The 15,155-nt window shown below is 68.4% G+C and carries 14 protein-coding genes and 2 pseudogenes; 7 read left to right on the plus strand and 9 right to left on the minus strand.

The window, feature by feature from the left end:
* Positions 1-61: 61 nt before the first annotated feature.
* The gene (locus ACZ3HV_RS00440; RefSeq protein ID WP_465679546.1) at positions 62-952 is read left to right on the plus strand and encodes a LysR family transcriptional regulator; all 891 of its coding nucleotides are present in this window, start codon (positions 62-64) and stop codon (positions 950-952) included.
* Here the strand turns inward: ACZ3HV_RS00440 and ACZ3HV_RS00445 are convergent.
* Both ACZ3HV_RS00445 and ACZ3HV_RS00450 read right to left on the minus strand, forming a co-directional pair.
* Positions 918-1,919 carry a LacI family DNA-binding transcriptional regulator gene (locus ACZ3HV_RS00445; protein WP_465679547.1) on the minus strand — a complete coding sequence of 334 codons (1,002 nt, stop codon included), beginning with the start codon at positions 1,917-1,919 and terminating at the stop codon, positions 918-920. The two genes, ACZ3HV_RS00440 and ACZ3HV_RS00445, sit on opposite strands and share 35 nt — an antisense overlap.
* A 14-nt stretch (positions 1,920-1,933) precedes the next feature.
* Positions 1,934-3,658 carry a glycoside hydrolase family 36 protein gene (locus ACZ3HV_RS00450; protein WP_465679548.1) on the minus strand — a complete coding sequence of 575 codons (1,725 nt, stop codon included), beginning with the start codon at positions 3,656-3,658 and terminating at the stop codon, positions 1,934-1,936.
* A 102-nt stretch (positions 3,659-3,760) separates the two neighbouring features.
* Here ACZ3HV_RS00450 and ACZ3HV_RS00455 point away from each other — a divergent pair, with 102 nt between their 5' ends.
* From ACZ3HV_RS00455 to ACZ3HV_RS00470, 4 genes are read left to right on the plus strand one after another with little or no spacing between them, the layout of a single operon-like run.
* Positions 3,761-4,999 (plus strand): hypothetical protein, encoded by a 1,239-nt coding sequence (locus ACZ3HV_RS00455; RefSeq protein ID WP_465679549.1) that lies wholly within the window; start codon positions 3,761-3,763, stop codon positions 4,997-4,999.
* Between the two features lie 14 nt (positions 5,000-5,013).
* Positions 5,014-6,270, plus strand: a complete 1,257-nt coding sequence (locus tag ACZ3HV_RS00460; protein WP_465679551.1) for an extracellular solute-binding protein — start codon at positions 5,014-5,016, stop codon at positions 6,268-6,270.
* Positions 6,267-7,313: a carbohydrate ABC transporter permease gene (locus ACZ3HV_RS00465; RefSeq protein ID WP_465679552.1), complete on the plus strand. Its 1,047-nt coding sequence runs from the start codon at positions 6,267-6,269 to the stop codon at positions 7,311-7,313. The genes ACZ3HV_RS00460 and ACZ3HV_RS00465 overlap by 4 nt, the downstream gene beginning before the upstream one ends.
* Entirely contained in the window at positions 7,310-8,191 is an 882-nt protein-coding gene (locus tag ACZ3HV_RS00470; RefSeq protein WP_465679553.1) for a carbohydrate ABC transporter permease, read from the plus strand. The genes ACZ3HV_RS00465 and ACZ3HV_RS00470 overlap by 4 nt, the downstream gene beginning before the upstream one ends.
* Here ACZ3HV_RS00470 and ACZ3HV_RS00475 read toward each other — a convergent pair whose 3' ends face one another.
* From ACZ3HV_RS00475 to ACZ3HV_RS00505, 7 genes and pseudogenes are all read right to left on the minus strand, one after another.
* Entirely contained in the window at positions 8,192-8,422 is a 231-nt protein-coding gene (locus tag ACZ3HV_RS00475) for a response regulator transcription factor (RefSeq protein WP_465680417.1), read from the minus strand.
* A 114-nt stretch (positions 8,423-8,536) separates the two neighbouring features.
* Positions 8,537-8,761 (minus strand): annotated as a pseudogene (locus ACZ3HV_RS00480) (response regulator); the annotation flags it as partial.
* Between the two features lie 82 nt (positions 8,762-8,843).
* A pseudogene (locus ACZ3HV_RS00485) lies at positions 8,844-9,932 on the minus strand (sensor histidine kinase); the annotation flags it as partial.
* 133 nt (positions 9,933-10,065) lie between these two features.
* Positions 10,066-10,842 carry an ABC transporter permease gene (locus tag ACZ3HV_RS00490; protein WP_465679554.1) on the minus strand — a complete coding sequence of 259 codons (777 nt, stop codon included), beginning with the start codon at positions 10,840-10,842 and terminating at the stop codon, positions 10,066-10,068.
* Positions 10,839-11,771: an ABC transporter ATP-binding protein gene (locus ACZ3HV_RS00495; protein ID WP_465679555.1), complete on the minus strand. Its 933-nt coding sequence runs from the start codon at positions 11,769-11,771 to the stop codon at positions 10,839-10,841. Before ACZ3HV_RS00495 ends, ACZ3HV_RS00490 begins: the two co-directional genes overlap by 4 nt.
* Positions 11,772-11,871: 100 nt before the next feature.
* Positions 11,872-12,321: an STAS domain-containing protein gene (locus ACZ3HV_RS00500; protein WP_465679556.1), complete on the minus strand. Its 450-nt coding sequence runs from the start codon at positions 12,319-12,321 to the stop codon at positions 11,872-11,874.
* A 30-nt stretch (positions 12,322-12,351) separates the two neighbouring features.
* Positions 12,352-14,151, minus strand: coding sequence for an AMP-dependent synthetase/ligase (locus ACZ3HV_RS00505; protein ID WP_465679558.1), 1,800 nt, complete (start codon positions 14,149-14,151; stop codon positions 12,352-12,354).
* Positions 14,152-14,258: 107 nt separating this feature from the next.
* On the opposite strand from ACZ3HV_RS00505, the gene ACZ3HV_RS00510 reads away from it, so the two are divergent.
* The gene (locus ACZ3HV_RS00510; protein WP_465679559.1) at positions 14,259-14,717 is read left to right on the plus strand and encodes a hypothetical protein; all 459 of its coding nucleotides are present in this window, start codon (positions 14,259-14,261) and stop codon (positions 14,715-14,717) included.
* A gap of 4 nt (positions 14,718-14,721) precedes the next feature.
* Positions 14,722-15,153 (plus strand): SRPBCC family protein, encoded by a 432-nt coding sequence (locus ACZ3HV_RS00515; protein WP_360380475.1) that lies wholly within the window; start codon positions 14,722-14,724, stop codon positions 15,151-15,153.
* The last annotated feature ends 2 nt before the right edge of the window (positions 15,154-15,155 follow it).

Consider the following 15,155-nt stretch of genomic DNA (forward strand, 5'->3'; position numbering starts at 1 on the left):
CGAGCCCGCCACGGGTACCGCGGGCAAAGACCGATCGGGTTGCTCGCCATACCCTGGAGGTATGCCGGAACCCGAGATCCGCGAACTGCGGTACTTCCGCGCGGTCGCCGAGGACCTGAACGTCACCCGCGCCGCCGACCGTCTCGGCATCGCCCAGCCGCCGCTGTCGCGGGCGATGCGTCAGCTCGAGAGCAGGCTGGGCGTGGACCTGTTCGATCGGTCCGGTCCGCGGCTGGCGCTGACCGATGCGGGCGAGACGCTGCTGAAGGAGTCCGGGCCGGTCCTCGACGCGCTGGATTCCGCCGTACGACGGACGCAGCGCGCCGGCCAGTCAGCGCAAGGTCTGGTGGTGACCGCGAAGCCTGGTGTGGCCACCGAGTTGCTGCACCACCTCGTGGCCGAACTCCGGGACACCGGCGAGTTGCCGGGGATCCAGATCGTTGTCAGCGGGTTCGGCGAGCAGGCGGATATGGTCCGTGACGGTCGCGCGGACGTGGCGCTGGTCAGCCGGCCGTTCGACGAGAGCGGACTGGAGACCGAGCTGCTGTACACCGAGCCCCGGGTCGCCGCGCTTCCGGCCGGTCACGAGCTGGCCGCACGCGAGGTGCTCGAGTCCGTCGACCTGGCCGGAATCCCGGCGCCGCGCTGGAGCCGGGCGAATGTTGCCGACTACAACTACTGGTCCGCCCGTCCCGACGATCCGGTCGACGGACCGATCGTGCAGGACGCGTCGCAGTTGCTGGAGGTCGTCGCGTTCGGCCAGGCGGTCGCGCTGGTGCCGAGGTCGATGGCCGAGCGCAACATCCGGCCCGATGTCGTGTACCGCCCGGTGACCGACGTCGAGCCGTACCGGATGCTGGTGGTGTGGCCGGCGGGTAGCCGATCCGGCGAGATCGCGAGGTTCGTCGAGGCGGCCGTCAGGCGCTCGACCGAACGACCAGGGGAGCGGTGACGAGTCGGCCGGGCTGATCGGGATCGCCGCTGATCTCCTGTAGTGCGCGGTCGAAGAGGCACGAGGCGATGTCGCGCAGCGGGATCCGTGCTGTCGTCAGTGGCGTGTCCAGCATGCTGGCGAACGGGAAGTCGTTGAATCCGGTGACCGCGACGTCCTCGCCAACCGCGATCCCCCGCCGCTGCAAGGCCCGCATCGCGACCACGGCGTACGCGTCGTTGTCGGCGACGAAGACATCCGGCGGATCGTTGTCCTCGACGTACGACGCCACCGCTTCCACGGAACCGAACGACCGCACGACCGCCGACGGGAACTCCTGCAGGAACCCGGCCTGCCGCTGGTGCACCCACGGCAGCGCGCTGTCCGTCGCGAGATAGACCGCCCGTGAGCGTCCGGTCGACCGCAGGTGCCGTGCGATACCGGCCATCGAGGTCTCATTGTCCACGTCGACCCAGCACTGCCGGTACTGCGGCCCGGTCCGCCCGAACGCGACGAACGGAAACTTCCGCTGGCTGAGGAACTCGATCCGCTCGTCCCGCGGCATCGTCTCCAGGACGACGATCGCGTCGACCTGCCGGGCCGCGATCAGCTTCTCGTACAGCGCGATCTCGGTCGCACCCTCGGTCGGCGTGGTGACGTGGACGCCGTACCCGGAGACCGCGGCGGCCTTGACCAGACCGCCGAGCAGACCGTGCAGAAACCCACCCAGGCCAGGGTTCTGGTCGCTGAACGACTCGTCCTCGAGGTACAGCGGCAACCCGATCACCTGGCTGCGGCCCGACGACAATGCCCGGGCAGCGTGGTTCGGGATGTACCCGAGCTCGTCAATCGCGGCACGCACGGTCCGGACCGTCGGCTCGGCCACCCGGTGCGGGGCGTTGAGCACGTTCGACACGGTCATCGCCGACACCCCGGCCCGCCGGGCCACATCCGCGACCGTCGTTCGTCGTAGCTTCTCCTGCGCCAACTCCGCGCCCCCTGTCAGTTCCGCACGATCTGAGCCACCCCGGCGACCGGTACGTCGATCGCCCACAGCTCCGGCGGTGTCGTCGTCCGCCGATACACCTCGTTGCCCGAGCAATCAGACACTACGAGGTCGACCGGCCCGGGCCCGGCATTTTCGACCAGCACCCGGCCGGACGCTCCACCGTTCACCAGCAGTATCGACCGATCGGTGTCACTCAAACCCACGACAGGGTTGGTGAAAACGGCCACCACGGCCTCGGAACCCCGGTCCGCCCGCACCTGCGTGTAGCGCGCATCCGGCCGCGACGGCGTCAGTACGCCGTCCAGCAACACATCGGCGTGATCCCGCAGGAACCCGAGCCAGAACCGGACCACGCGATCGTGCTCCGGTGAGAGCGCATCGAGCTCCATCGATACCTGCGGCGTACTGAACATCGCGCCGATGAACTGCTGCGCCACGTTCTCCGCGGACGCCGACGGATGCCACATCAGCATGTCCGAGTGCACCGCGCGATCGCCCGCGAGGAGCCGGCAGTCGATGGTGCGAACCCGGTTCTCCACCGGGTCCAGTGCGCAGTCTCCGGCGCGCAGGAACGTGCCGAACTGCCACAACCGCGGGTGCACGTAGTCCTGCCGGAACTCGATCAGCACCTCCGGCCGCAACCTTCGCAGCTCGCTCGTGATCGCGTGCAAGAGCAGCTCGACGCCTTCGTCGACGGACGTGCAGTCGCCATCCGGCGCCGCGGGAGGGTTGTCCCATGCCCAGGAGTCGATGAAGTCGATCTTCAGCCCGTCCACACCCCAGTCCCGCACCGGTCGGATGCAGCTCTCGAGCAGGTGCTCGCGCACCTCGGGGTAGCGCGGATCCAGCACGGCCGTGACCTCACCGTCGGCGAACCCGAGGGTCCGATCCTTGAACTGCTCCCAGGCCTTCGAGTGCACGCCGATCAGCGGTGGCGCAGTCCACAGCACGTACCGCTGTCCGAGCTCATGCACCCGCCGCACATGCGCGGCCATATCCGGGAACGTCTGCCAGGTCGGCTCCCAGTCGCCGCAGTACGCGTACCCGCGAGCGGTGTCGTCGGTCTGCCAGCCGTCGTCGACGATCACCGCTGCACAGCCGTACGCCGCTCCCGTACGAGCGTGCCGCTCGACCGACTCGGCGGAGACGTGCTGGTGGTCGCTGTACCAGGTGGAGTGCATCGCCTGCCGCGCAACGTCGGGAACCGACGCGATCCGGTCGCCGAGCTCGGCGGTCCAGTCCGCAGTCACACCGCGCAGTGCCTCGGCGAAGTGCAGCTCGCGCAGGTCGATCCGCAGCGTGAAGCGGTGGGCTTCGGTGTCGTGCACGGCGAGCTCGATCAGCTGCTCGGCTGTCTCCTCGTTCACCCCAACCGCGAAGTCGCAGCCGCGGACACTTGCCGACAAAGAGATTGTCGACAAGCTGCGATCCTGCGCATCGACCAGAGCCGCGACCGGCGCCGAGCGGACCGACCGGACGTCGCGATGCGAGCCCCAGTCGGTCGGCAGCTCACGCCGCGACCCCTGCGTGGCGCGCCAGAGCGTCACCGCGGTCTCCGCCGGCCACGTCCACCGCAGCGTCACCGGGCCGTCGGCGACCACGTCGTACCGCAGCACACCCGGCTCGGCCGGCGGAGTCGCGGTGACCGTGGCGGGGCCGGCGATCGTGCCGGTGCGTTGCGTGCGGCCGTCGGGCGAGCGGATCTCGAAAGTCGTCACGCCGTGGACTATAGCGGTAAAACTCGATCCCAAGAAGGTATTGACCGAATTGGCCGACGTCTCTAGTTTTAGCGCTAATATCCGATTCTCCGAGGAGACCCCGTGCTGGCTGTGAGCTCCGACAACCCACTGGTCGAGGAGGCTTTCGCGTGGGCCCGGAAGCGGGCGCTGGACTGGGTCCAGACGGACGCCGCGCCCGGACATCTGCCGTCGTACTGGGCCGGCTATCCGTCCCGGCCGATGTTCTACTCGCGCGACGTCTGCCACCAGGCCGCCGGTGCGCACCTGCTCGGGCTGGACGCCGAGAACTTCGCGATGTTCCGGCACTTCGCCCGCTCGGCGACGCCGGCCCGGAAGTGGTTCCCGATCTGGGCGTTCCACTTCGACGGGCGGATCGCCGCCCTCGACTACCACCACGACGAGCACTTCGTCCGGGAGATCCCCGCGGTGTTCGACCTGACCTACCGGGCGCTGGAGCAGTACGACTGGACCGGCGACCGCCGATGGCTCGACGACCCCGACCTGGCGGCCTATTACCGCCACAGCGTCGGCGAATTCGTCGAAGCCCATGACGCCGACGGCGACGGCATCCCCGAAGCCGGCGGGACCGCGGACATCTTCCTCGGTACGGCGACCTACAACGAGCGCGAGGCACCGCTGCTGATCGCGGGCGACGGGATGGCCGCCCAGTACGCCGCTCTTCGCAAGCTCGGTCGGCACGCAGCGGCCGACCGGATCCAGGCCATCTACTGCAACGACTGGTGGAACGGGGACCACTTCGCGCGCGGTGTCACCAAGGACGGGCTGGACTTCGGTTGGGGACTGGAGTCGCACACGCTCGTTCCACTGTTCGGACTGAGCGGGACCGGCGAGCGTAACGAGCGCTTCCTCGACTACATCGAGGACCGGATGGAGGCCGACCCGCCGAAGAACATCGAGTCGTTCAGCTACTGGCCCGAGCTGCTCTTCAAGCACGGTCGCGACGAGTCCGCCTGGCGCTGGACCAAGCACCTGATCGACAGCCGGGACGACTACCCGGAGATCTCGTTCACCGTCGTCGAGCACCTGGTCGCCGGCCTGCTCGGGCTGCGGCCGGACGCGGCGTCGGCGGCCCTGACCATCGAATCCCACCTTCCGGCCGAGGTCGGCCGGCTGACCGCCGACCACGTCCGGGTCGGCGATTGGGACCTGCGCATCAGCCAAGAAGGACGGCACACGACCGAAGTCACCGTGCACAGCGGACCGGGGCCGCTCACGGTGACAGTCGGCCAAGGCGACCTCAGCACCGCCGAAATCCTCCAACCCGGTCGGACCGCCCGGGTCAGTACAGCCACGACCTAGCCGAAGGACCCCTCATGAAGCTCTCCCACCGCCTACTGCCCGCCACGGCCGCGCTCCTGCTGACCGGCTTGGCAGCGGGCTGCGCCACCGGCAGCCAGCCCGCGTCCAACAAGTCCGGCGACTCCGCCACCATCACCTTCTCCTTCTGGGGAACGAACTCCGAAGCCGCGTCGCTGAAGGCGATCGCCGCCGCCTTCGAGCAGGCCAACCCGGGCTCGAAGGTGACCACGAACTGGATCCAGTCCGACTACGAGCAGAAGCTGCAGACCTCGATCGCGGCCGGTACCCAGTCGACCGTGATGGAGATCAGCAACACCAGCCTGGCCGGGTTCGCGCCCAGCTTCGCCGAGCAGACCGTCGACCCCGGCAAGTACGTGCAGCCGAACATCTCCTCGGCGATGCAGTTCCAGGGCAAGTACTACGCGATGCCGTTCGCGGCCAAGCCCAAGGTGATGGCGATCAACACCGACGCCTTCAAGGCCGCCGGCGTACCGTTGCCGAGCACAACCACTCCGCTGAGCCTCGACGAGTTCAAGACGATCGCGGCGAAGCTCTCGCACGGCGACGGCAAGGCCCGCGTCTTCGGCTCCAGCAACCTCTGGTACCGGGGCTGGCTGACGGCCGCCGGCGGTGGTTACTACAACGCCGACGCGACCGAGTGCACCTTCGGTGACCAGACCGGCGTCAGCACCGCGCAGTACGTCGTCGGTATGCAGAAGGATCGCTCGGCGCCGACGTCGCTGGACATCGAGGGACAGGACCAGGCGCAGTGGTTCGCGGCCGGCCGGCTGGCGACGTTCAGCGACTTCGGACCGTGGACGGTCGCGGACTTCGCCAAGATCAGCAAGCCGAACTGGTCGCTGGTTCCGGTGCCCGGCAAGGGATTCCCGATGGAGGTCGACGGGCTCGGGATCGCGAAGAACGCGACCGGCAAGCAGCTCGAGACCGCGAAGAAGTTCGTCGAGTTCGCCAGTACGCAGCAGGTCGCTCAGGACCAGCTGATCCAGGGGAACACGGCCCTCGGCGTACCGATCATCGAGGCGTCGACGCCGACGCTGGAGAAGGTGCTGCCGGCCGACCGCAACCTGGCCGCCTTCACCACGGCGCTGAAGTCCGGCATCGTCGGCGTCTCGGTCGCGAAGGAGGCGCAGCTCTCCGGTGACGCGGACAAGGGGATGACCAGCTACACCCCGCTGGGCAGCGGCAAGGACGACGTGGCCAAGATCCTGCCGGAGTTGGCCGCCAAGTGCACGCAGGCCCTCACACAGTGAATCCGACCATCGGCTGGATCCGCGGGCTCGCGGAGTCCTGGGGCGTTCCCACCGCACTCGTGCCGCTGGTCCCCTTCCTGGTCCTGCTGATCGTCCTGTACGCCGTCATCGGACTGGCGGCGTACGGGGCGCGGCGGAAGTGGCCGCGGGCCGACAAGACGATCGCGTTCTGGCTGTTCGTCTCGCCGTGGCTGATCGGCTTCGGCCTGTTCACGGTCGGGCCGATGGTGTCCTCGATCTACGTCAGCCTGACCTCGTGGGACCTGATCACGCCGCCGAAATTCGTTGGCCTGTCCAACTACACCGAGGCGTTCCAGGATCCGCGGGTCGGGCAGGCGCTGAAGGTGACGCTGCTGTACGCCGTGATCAGCGTGCCACTGCAGACCGCACTGGCCTTCCTGGTCGCGCTGCTGCTGAACACCGAGCTGCCCGGGATGCGGTTCTTCCGCACCGTCTGGTACCTGCCGAGCCTGGTGTCCGGCGTGGCCCAGATGGTCTTGTTCCTCTGGGTGTTCAACCCCCAGTACGGCCTCGCGAACGACGTACTCGGAAAGGTCGGGATCGACGGACCCGGGTGGTTCAACGACGCGTCGTGGGCGCTTCCGACGGTGATCCTGATGAGCCTGTGGACGGTCGGCGGGGCGATGGTCATCTACCTGGCCGGGCTCAAGGACGTGCCGCCGAACCTGTACGAGGCGGCGGCCATCGACGGAGCCGGGCCGGTGCGGCTGTTCTGGCACGTGACGCTGCCGCAGATGTCGCCGATCATCCTGTTCAACGCCCTGACCGGGATCATCGGCTCGTTGCAGATCTTCACCCAGGGATTCATCGCGAAGGGCGGCCCGAAGGACTCGCTGCTGTTCTTCGTCTACTACCTGTACGACAACGCGTTCCAGAACTTCCGGATGGGCTACGCGTCCGCGCTGGCCTGGATCCTGTTCGTCGTCATCCTGGCGCTGACCGCGGTGACGCTGCGCGGAAGCGCGTTCGCCGTGTACTACGAGACCGAGCTCTCCGGCCGCCGGAAGCGGAGGAACCGATGACTGTCCTGGCCCAATCCCGCCCCGCGCTGCGGGTGAGCGTCGACCGTCCCTTCTGGCGCCGGAACCTCTCGCTCACCGTCGTCTTGTACGTCGTCCTGGCGCTCGGGTCACTCGTCTTCGTCTACCCGTTCCTATGGATGATCGCGACCTCGTTGCGATCGCTCGCCGGTGTCGGGAGCTCGGGTGCCAGCGTGTGGCCGCGGGAGTTCCTGTGGGACAACTACACGCGGGCGATCACGTCGTTCCCGTTCTGGCGGTACGCGCTCAACTCCGTGCTGACCACACTGATCCCGATCATCGGCACGGTCTTCTCGTGCTCGCTCGCGGGGTTCGCGTTCGCACGGTTGCGGGTGCGCTTCTCCGGTGTCGTGTTCGCCGTCGTCCTGGCGACGATGCTGCTGCCGGGGGAGGTGACGATGGTGCCGCAGTTCATGCTGTTCAACAACCTCGGCATGGTCGACACGTTGTACCCGCTGATCCTGCCGGCGTTCTTCGGTTCGCCGTTCTACATCTTCTTGTTCCGCCAGTTCTTCGCCCGGATGCCTGCCGAGCTGGCCGATGCGGCGGTCGTTGACGGGTGCGGGTGGTTCAAGACGTTCTGGCTGGTCTACCTGCCGCTGGCCCGGCCTGCCGTGGTCGCGGTATCGATCCTGTTGTTCATGGGTTACTGGAACAACTTCCTCGGCCCGGCCATCTACATCAACTCCGACCAGTGGAAGACGCTGCCCCTGGCCTTGGCCGGTTTCCAGTCCGTCAACGGAACCGACACGCCATTGCTGATGGCAACCTCCGTGATGATCACCGTCCCGTGCCTGGTGATCTTCTTCGTCGCCCAGAAGCAAATCACGAACGGCATCACGTTCTCCGGCGGGAAGTGATCAGTCCCGCCCCAGGATGCCCTGTTCGTAGCCCTTGGCCACCGCGGCGGCTCGGTCGGTGACGCCGAGCTTGGTGAAGAGGTGGCTGAGGTGGGTCTTCACCGTGGCCTCGCTGATGAAGAGTTCGCGGGCGATCTCGCGGTTGGAGGTGCCCTTGGCAACCAGTGCGAGAATCTCGCGTTCACGGGCGGCCAGCGGGCTCTGCGCCGGCGTACGGACGGCGGAGACCAATCGGGAGGCGACGGCGGGGGAGAGGACCGTCCGTCCGGCTGCCGCTTCACGGACCCCGGTGAACAGCTCGTCCTGCGGCGCGTCCTTCAGCAGATAGCCGGTCGCGCCCGCCTCGATCGCCGGCAGGGTGTCGGTGTCGGTGTCCCACGTGGTGAGGACCAGGATTTTCGCCCGGGTACCGCGGCGGGTCAGCTCGGTGATGGCCTCGAGCCCACCGCCGCCGGGCATCCGCAGGTCCATCAGGATCACGTCGGGATCGTGGTCGGCGGCCAGCGCCACCGCCTCCACGCCGTTGGACGCCTCGGCGAGCACGGTGAAGCCGGGCGCGGCCTCGAACATGCCGCGCAGGCCGTTGCGGACCACCGGGTGGTCGTCGACGAGCAGGAGCGAGATCTAAGCCATGGAGCACCAACGGTACGCGAGCCGACACCGCCGTACCCGAGTCCGGCTCGGACTCGACGGTGAGCGATCCGGCGATGCGCTCGGCGCGGGCGCGCATACCGTCCAGGCCGAAGCCGCCGGTGCCCGAGCGCTGGGGCAATGTCATCGGGTCGAAGCCCTTTCCGTCGTCGCGGATGTCCAAGGTGACCTCGTCGTCCAGGAAGCTGAGCGTCACCCCGACACGTGCGGCGGAGGCGTGTTTCGCCACGTTCGCCAGGGCTTCCTGGGTGATGCGCAGGATGGTTGCCGAGACCTCCCCATGCAGGTGTTGCGATGTCCCCGTGAGAGTGAACTCGGCGCGTATGCCGGTCCGCTCCGCCCACTGGTCGACCGTCTTCCGCAGGGCCTCGGGAAGTCCGTCGTACGACAGACCCACCGGAGCGAGGTTCTGCACCGAGCGGCGGGCTTCGCCCAGGCTGTGCCGGGCCAGATCGGTGGCGCGGCTGACGTGCTCCTCGGCTGTCGCCGGGTCCGACGTACTCGCGACGACCTGGAGCTGGGCGATGATCCCGGTCAGTCCCTGGGCGATCGTGTCGTGGATCTCCGCGGCCAGCCGCCGGCGTTCGTCGGCGATGCCCGCTTCCCTTGCCTGGACGAGGAGCTGGGCCTGCAAGGCGGCGTTCTCGTCGTGGGCCTGCTGGAGCTCGAGGATGGTCGCCGCCCGGTCCCGGGATCGCTGTTCCTCCTGCTCGTTGAGATGGGTGACGAGCGTCAGCAGCACGTTGTTGGCCACCAGCAGGACCGCGAACACGATCCATCGCGTCCAGCCGTCGACCGGTATCCCGCTGGTCTGCGCTCCCGCCACCGGGATGGAACAGGCGAACAAGGCGACGCGCCGGCGGCGCCGGCCGGGGATCAGCTCCTCGGCATCGAAGTAGCCCGCTACGGCGTAGAAGGCGAAGAACGGGTTCACCAGGGTGAGCGCGAAGCCGATCGCGTAACGGATGACGTAGTACGCGACCGAGAGCCGGCTCGGGCCGCCCTCGGTGCGATCGCCCCACCACAGCTGGAGGACGAGAGCTGCGACCACCAGCGCTGCGGCTGTGACCTGTTTGGCCGTGGTCGGCATGATCAGCTCGACCGTCGCGGCCGACAGGAGGGTGCCGATGACGAGGAGGCCGTAGGGCTGCCACCGACGGAAGGCCTGTTGCCGCCGATCGATGTCCTCGTCCGCCGTCGTCACCCGCCCAGTCTGCACGGTGCTACTCCCAGCGGAACCAGCGACCGGCGGCGGCCGACAGCACGATCGCCCAGGCGGCGAGGACGCCGAGGTGGGACCACGACGGCCAATCACCGGCGAACGCCTGGTCGAGTGCGCTCGCGGCGGCTCCGAACGGTGTGAGTACGACGATGTGCGCCATCACGTCAGGCATCGCCTTGACCGGCAGCCACAAGCCCGCGCAGAACATGCTCGGGAAGAAGATCCCCGTACCGAGCGCCTGCGCCATCTTCGCTGTCCGGGCCAGCGCGGAGACCAGAGCGCCCAGGGAGAGCGAGGCAGCGGCGGTGAGCAACAGCGTCAGCGCGTAGCCGAAGGCCTGGCGCGGCAACGCCACGCCGAACGCGAGCCGGCCGACCGTCAGGCAGATCAGCACCGAGGCCAGGGCCGCGGCGCCGTTCAGTCCGATCTGCGCCGACAGCAGCGCGGACGGGCGGCCGGGGGTTGCCGACATCCGGCGCAGGATGCCGCGCTCGCGGTAGCCGGTGATGACCGGCGGCATCGTCTGCAGGCCGATCATGACCAGGGCGATCAGCACGAGGATCGGCACGTACAGATCGATCAGCCGGACCCCGCCGAGCCCGGCGTCGGCCTTCTTGAACGACGGGATGCTGCCCAGGATCACCAGGAGCAGCGGCGGGAAGGCCAGCACCCAGAAGAGACTGCCGGGCTCACGCCGGAACAGTCGCGCCTCGGCGCGCAGAACGGCGAAGTAGGGGCTGGTGGACCGCGCGGGCGCGGTCTGTACGGCGGTGCTCATCGGGTGGCTCCCGTCAGGTCCAGGAAGGCGTCGTCCAGCGTGGCGTCGGTGACCCGCAGTTGGTGGGCCGTGATGCGGTGCCGGGCGAGGAGTGAGAGGACGGCGTTGACGGTGTCGTCGGTGCCGCTGAGGGTGATCCGGCCGTCCTTGTGCTCGACCGACGCGAGACCCGGCAGAGCGGCCAGCTCCTCGTCGTCGAGGGGGGCCGACGGGGTGAAGGAGATGACGGTGGATCCCGCCGCGCGGCTGATCAGCCCGCGGGGTGTGTCGAGCGCGGTGATCCGGCCTTGGTCGATCACGGCGATCCGGTCGCACAGCTGCGCTTCCTCCATGAAGTGCGTGACCAGCAGGACGGTGACGCCGCGGGCGCGGACGTCCTCGACGACCTCCCAGGTGTCGCGGCGGGCGCGCGGGTCGAGCCCGGTCGTCAGCTCGTCGAGGACGACGACCCGGGGGTTGCCGATCAGAGCGAGCGCGATGAACAGGCGCTGCTTCTGGCCGCCGCTCAGCACCCCGAACCGGGTGTTCAGCTGAGCGACGAGGCCGAGGCGTTCGGCCAACGGCTTCCAGTCGGCCGGGTTCGGGTACAGCGCGGCGTACAGCTCGAGGGCCTCGCGGACCGTGAGCTTTGCCTGCAGCTCGCTCTCCTGGAGCTGGGCACCGAGCACCTGGGTGACCGCCGCGTGATCGGCGATCGGGTCGAGCCCGGCGACCCGGATCCGGCCGCCGTCGGGGACGCGCAGGCCCTCGACACACTCGACGGTGGTGGTCTTCCCGGCGCCGTTCGGGCCGAGGATGCCGAAGATCTCGCCCTCCTCGACGGTGAACGACACACCGTCGACGACGGTCCGGTCGCCGTAGGACTTGCGCAGATTACCGACTTCGACGACAGCCCCGCGGGCCGCCGGTGTCGTGCTCGTCGTGGTCATGCATCGAGCTTCGCGGAGGACCCAGCCGGCTCACATCGCCCATCAAGCTCGACCCGCCATCAACCATTCGGCTGTGCCGGCAGTACGACGTTCGCGCGCATCAGACCGGCGGAGGGGTGAAGGCGGGCCGGTAGGCGGGCAGCGCATCCGCCAGCGTGGGGTAGTGGTCGAGCGGGCGTGCGGATCCGGTAGTCCGGACCAGGTCGGCCAGCCACTGCCCGGCTCCGGAGGCACGCAGCCAGCCGCCGTGCTCGACGGCCAGGTCATGGGCGTCGGCGAGCACGAGCAGGCCGGCCGCCTCCATCGTCGTGACCCGCCGCAGATCGACCACGAGCTTCGACAGCTTCGTGGTGATCACATGCTGGAGCTCGGTGGCGAACGTGGGTACGGCGACGAGGTCGACCGCACCGGCCACGCGGACGACCGCACAGTCACCGACCGCGCTCCAGCTACAGACAAAGGGTCCGCTCACGTCCGACGGCGGGCGGGCGGATCCGACAACGCGCGGTGCCGGCACCCGGGTGTGCGCGGCACGTCTCACTGATTTCATGCCCGTCCGGTACCCCTCGGCTAACCCCGGCTACTTCGCGTACAGGGCCTCGACGTCGGACCCGTGGTTCTTCATCACGATGTGACGGCGCAGCGAGAGCTTCAGGGACAACTCGCCGGACTCCTGCGTCCAGTCGATCGGGAGGATCGAGAACTTCTTGATCTCCTCGGCCTTGGAGACCGAACCGTTGGCCTCGGTGACGGCCTTCTGGATCTCGGCGATCAGGTCCGCGTCGGCGGTCAGCGAGGCCACGTCGGTGGGCTTCCCGCGCTCGGTGGCCCACGGAACGATGTTCTCCGGGTCGATCGTGATCAGCGCGGCGATGAACGGCTTGGCGTCACCGACCACCATGCACTGGCTGACCAATGGGTGCAGGCGGATCTGGTCCTCGAGCACGGCCGGCGCGACATTCTTGCCGCCGGCGGTGACCAGGATCTCCTTCTTCCGGCCGGTGATCTTGATGAACCCGTCGACGTCGAACTCACCCAGGTCGCCGGTGTGGAACCAGCCGTCCGCGTCGATCGCGGCCGCGGTGGCCTCGTCGTTCTTCCAGTAGCCCTGCATGACCTGGCCGCCCTTGAAGCACAGCTCGCCGTCCGCGGCGACGCCGACCGACACACCAGGAAGCGGCCGGCCGACGGTGCCGATGCGGATGTCGTCAGGCAGGTTGACCGCCACCGCGGCGGTGGTCTCGGTCAGGCCGTACCCCTCGAGCACCGGTGCACCGATGCCGCGGAAGAAGTGCCCGAGCCGGTCGCCGAGCGGTGCGCCGCCGGAGACGGCGTACTGGACCTTGCCGCCGAGCACCGCGCGGAGCTTGGAGTAGACGAGTCGGTCGAACAGCGCGTGCTTGGCCTTCAGCCCGAACGACGCGCCGCCCTTGTCCTGGGCCCGCGAGTACGCGATCGCGGTGTCCGCGGCCGCGTCGAAGATCTTGCCCTTGCCATCTGCGTGCGCCTTCTGGCTGGCCGAGTTGAACACCTTCTCGAACACCCGCGGCACGCTCAGGATGAACGTCGGCTTGAACTCGCCGAGGTCGTTCACCAGGTTCTTCACGTCGGCGCTGTGGCCGACCTTGACCATCTTCATCACGCAACCGACCTGGATGATCCGCGCGAAGACGTGCGCCAGCGGCAGGAACAGCAGCGTGCTCGCGCCGTCGGTCGCGAAGAGCTCGTCGAGGATCTTCACGGCCGGGTCGAGCTCGGCCAGGAAGTTCGAGTGGCTGATCTTGCAGCCCTTCGGGCGTCCCGTCGTACCGGAGGTGTAGATCAGCGTGGCCAGGTCGCCCGACTGCACCGCCGTACGGCGCTTGTCGAACTCGGCATCGGTGATCTCCTGGCCGAGCACGGTGAGCTGCTCGACCGCGCCGGCCTCGATCTGCCAGATCTCCTGCAGCGAGGGCGCCTCCGGCCGGGCGGACTCGACCACCGCGCCGTGGGCGGCGTTCTCGGCGATCGCGACGACCGCATCGGAGTCGGTCAGGATCCACTGGATCTGCGACGCGGAGGACGTTTCGTAGATCGGAACGGTGACCGAACCGATGCTCCAGATCGCGTAGTCGATCAGGGTCCACTCGTAGCGGGTCGCGCTGAGCAGGGCGACCCGGTCGCCGTGCTGCACGCCGGCCGCGATCAGGCCCTTCGCGACGGCGGTGACCTGCCGGGCGAACTCGGCCGCGGACACGTCCAGCCAGCCGCCCCCTGAATCGGCCCCTACCCGCCGGCTGAACACGGCGGTGTCAGGATGAGAGGACGCGTTCGCCCACACGGGGTCGCTCAGGCTCCCGGTGGGTGGCTCGGTCACAGCAGGAACGGTGTACTCACGCATCCGCGTCTCCTCAGTCGGTCACGAATTGTCGACTTCCGGCGCACGCTACAGTCACCTACCCAGAAGTAGCCAGGTTCATGTGACCCAAGGAACAGGTGCCTTCAGCAATGCCCACGCTCGACATCAGTTGCGACGACTTGGTCGTTGCTGATCCAGCCTACGTCGCCGCGCGCCTCGGTTCGGACACCCTCTGGCGCGAGTGGTGGCCGGACCTCATCCTGACCGCGGCCGAGCGGCGCGGCCTGGAGGGCGTCCGCTGGACCGTGGCCGGCGCGGCGATCGGTACGGCGGAATGGTGGCTGGAGGTGGTCCGCGACGGCGTCGTCGTGCACTGGTACCTGCGCGTCGACCCGGTGAAACCGGTCCGCGGCCAGGCCCTCGCCAGACTCAAGGAGCGGTACGTCGCGTCGTACCGGGAGCACCTGTGGCGGTTCAAGGACGAAGCCGAAGCGGGCCGCGCGGCGGGCGAACGCCGTCCCGGGTCCGAACCCGCGATAGTCTCCGGGGAGGACGCCGGCGCAGCGCCCGACGGTCCGAGTACGACGAGTCCCACAGCTAAGAGGTGAATAGATGGCGGATCAGACCACCTCGACCATCGTGATGAACGCGACCCCCAAAGAGATCATGGCGGTGATCGCGGACTTCGCGGCGTACCCGGAATGGGCCGACTCGATGCGGGAGACCCAGGTGCTGTCCACCGACGAGGCGGGCCGGCCGAAGCAGGTCCGGTTCAAGGTCGACGCCGGTGCGATCTCCGACGAGTACACGCTGGACTACGTCTGGTCCCGCAACGAGGTGACCTGGACGCTGGTGCAGGCCAAGATGGTGAAGGGGATGGACGGCGCCTATGTGTTGCGCGACCTGGGCGCCGAGGGGACCGAGGTGACGTACCGGCTGGCCGTCGACGTGGCGATCCCGATGATCGGCATGCTGAAGCGCAAGGCCGAGAAGGTCATCATCGACACAGCCCTCAAGGGGCTCAAGAAGCGCGTCGAGTCCTGATT

It is taken from the genome of Kribbella sp. NPDC020701, assembly GCF_055562215.1.

What these genes read in the sequence shown, in the direction of transcription:
- ACZ3HV_RS00440 (WP_465679546.1), top strand. Translation starts at nt 62, where the DNA reads ATGCCGGAACCCGAGATCCGCGAACTGCGGTACTTCCGCGCGGTCGCC.
- ACZ3HV_RS00460 (WP_465679551.1), top strand. Translation starts at nt 5,014, where the DNA reads ATGAAGCTCTCCCACCGCCTACTGCCCGCCACGGCCGCGCTCCTGCTG.
- ACZ3HV_RS00470 (WP_465679553.1), top strand. Translation starts at nt 7,310, where the DNA reads ATGACTGTCCTGGCCCAATCCCGCCCCGCGCTGCGGGTGAGCGTCGAC.
- ACZ3HV_RS00490 (WP_465679554.1), bottom strand. Translation starts at nt 10,842, where the DNA reads ATGAGCACCGCCGTACAGACCGCGCCCGCGCGGTCCACCAGCCCCTAC.
- ACZ3HV_RS00495 (WP_465679555.1), bottom strand. Translation starts at nt 11,771, where the DNA reads ATGACCACGACGAGCACGACACCGGCGGCCCGCGGGGCTGTCGTCGAA.
- ACZ3HV_RS00500 (WP_465679556.1), bottom strand. Translation starts at nt 12,321, where the DNA reads ATGAAATCAGTGAGACGTGCCGCGCACACCCGGGTGCCGGCACCGCGC.
- ACZ3HV_RS00505 (WP_465679558.1), bottom strand. Translation starts at nt 14,151, where the DNA reads ATGCGTGAGTACACCGTTCCTGCTGTGACCGAGCCACCCACCGGGAGC.
- ACZ3HV_RS00510 (WP_465679559.1), top strand. Translation starts at nt 14,259, where the DNA reads ATGCCCACGCTCGACATCAGTTGCGACGACTTGGTCGTTGCTGATCCA.
- ACZ3HV_RS00515 (WP_360380475.1), top strand. Translation starts at nt 14,722, where the DNA reads ATGGCGGATCAGACCACCTCGACCATCGTGATGAACGCGACCCCCAAA.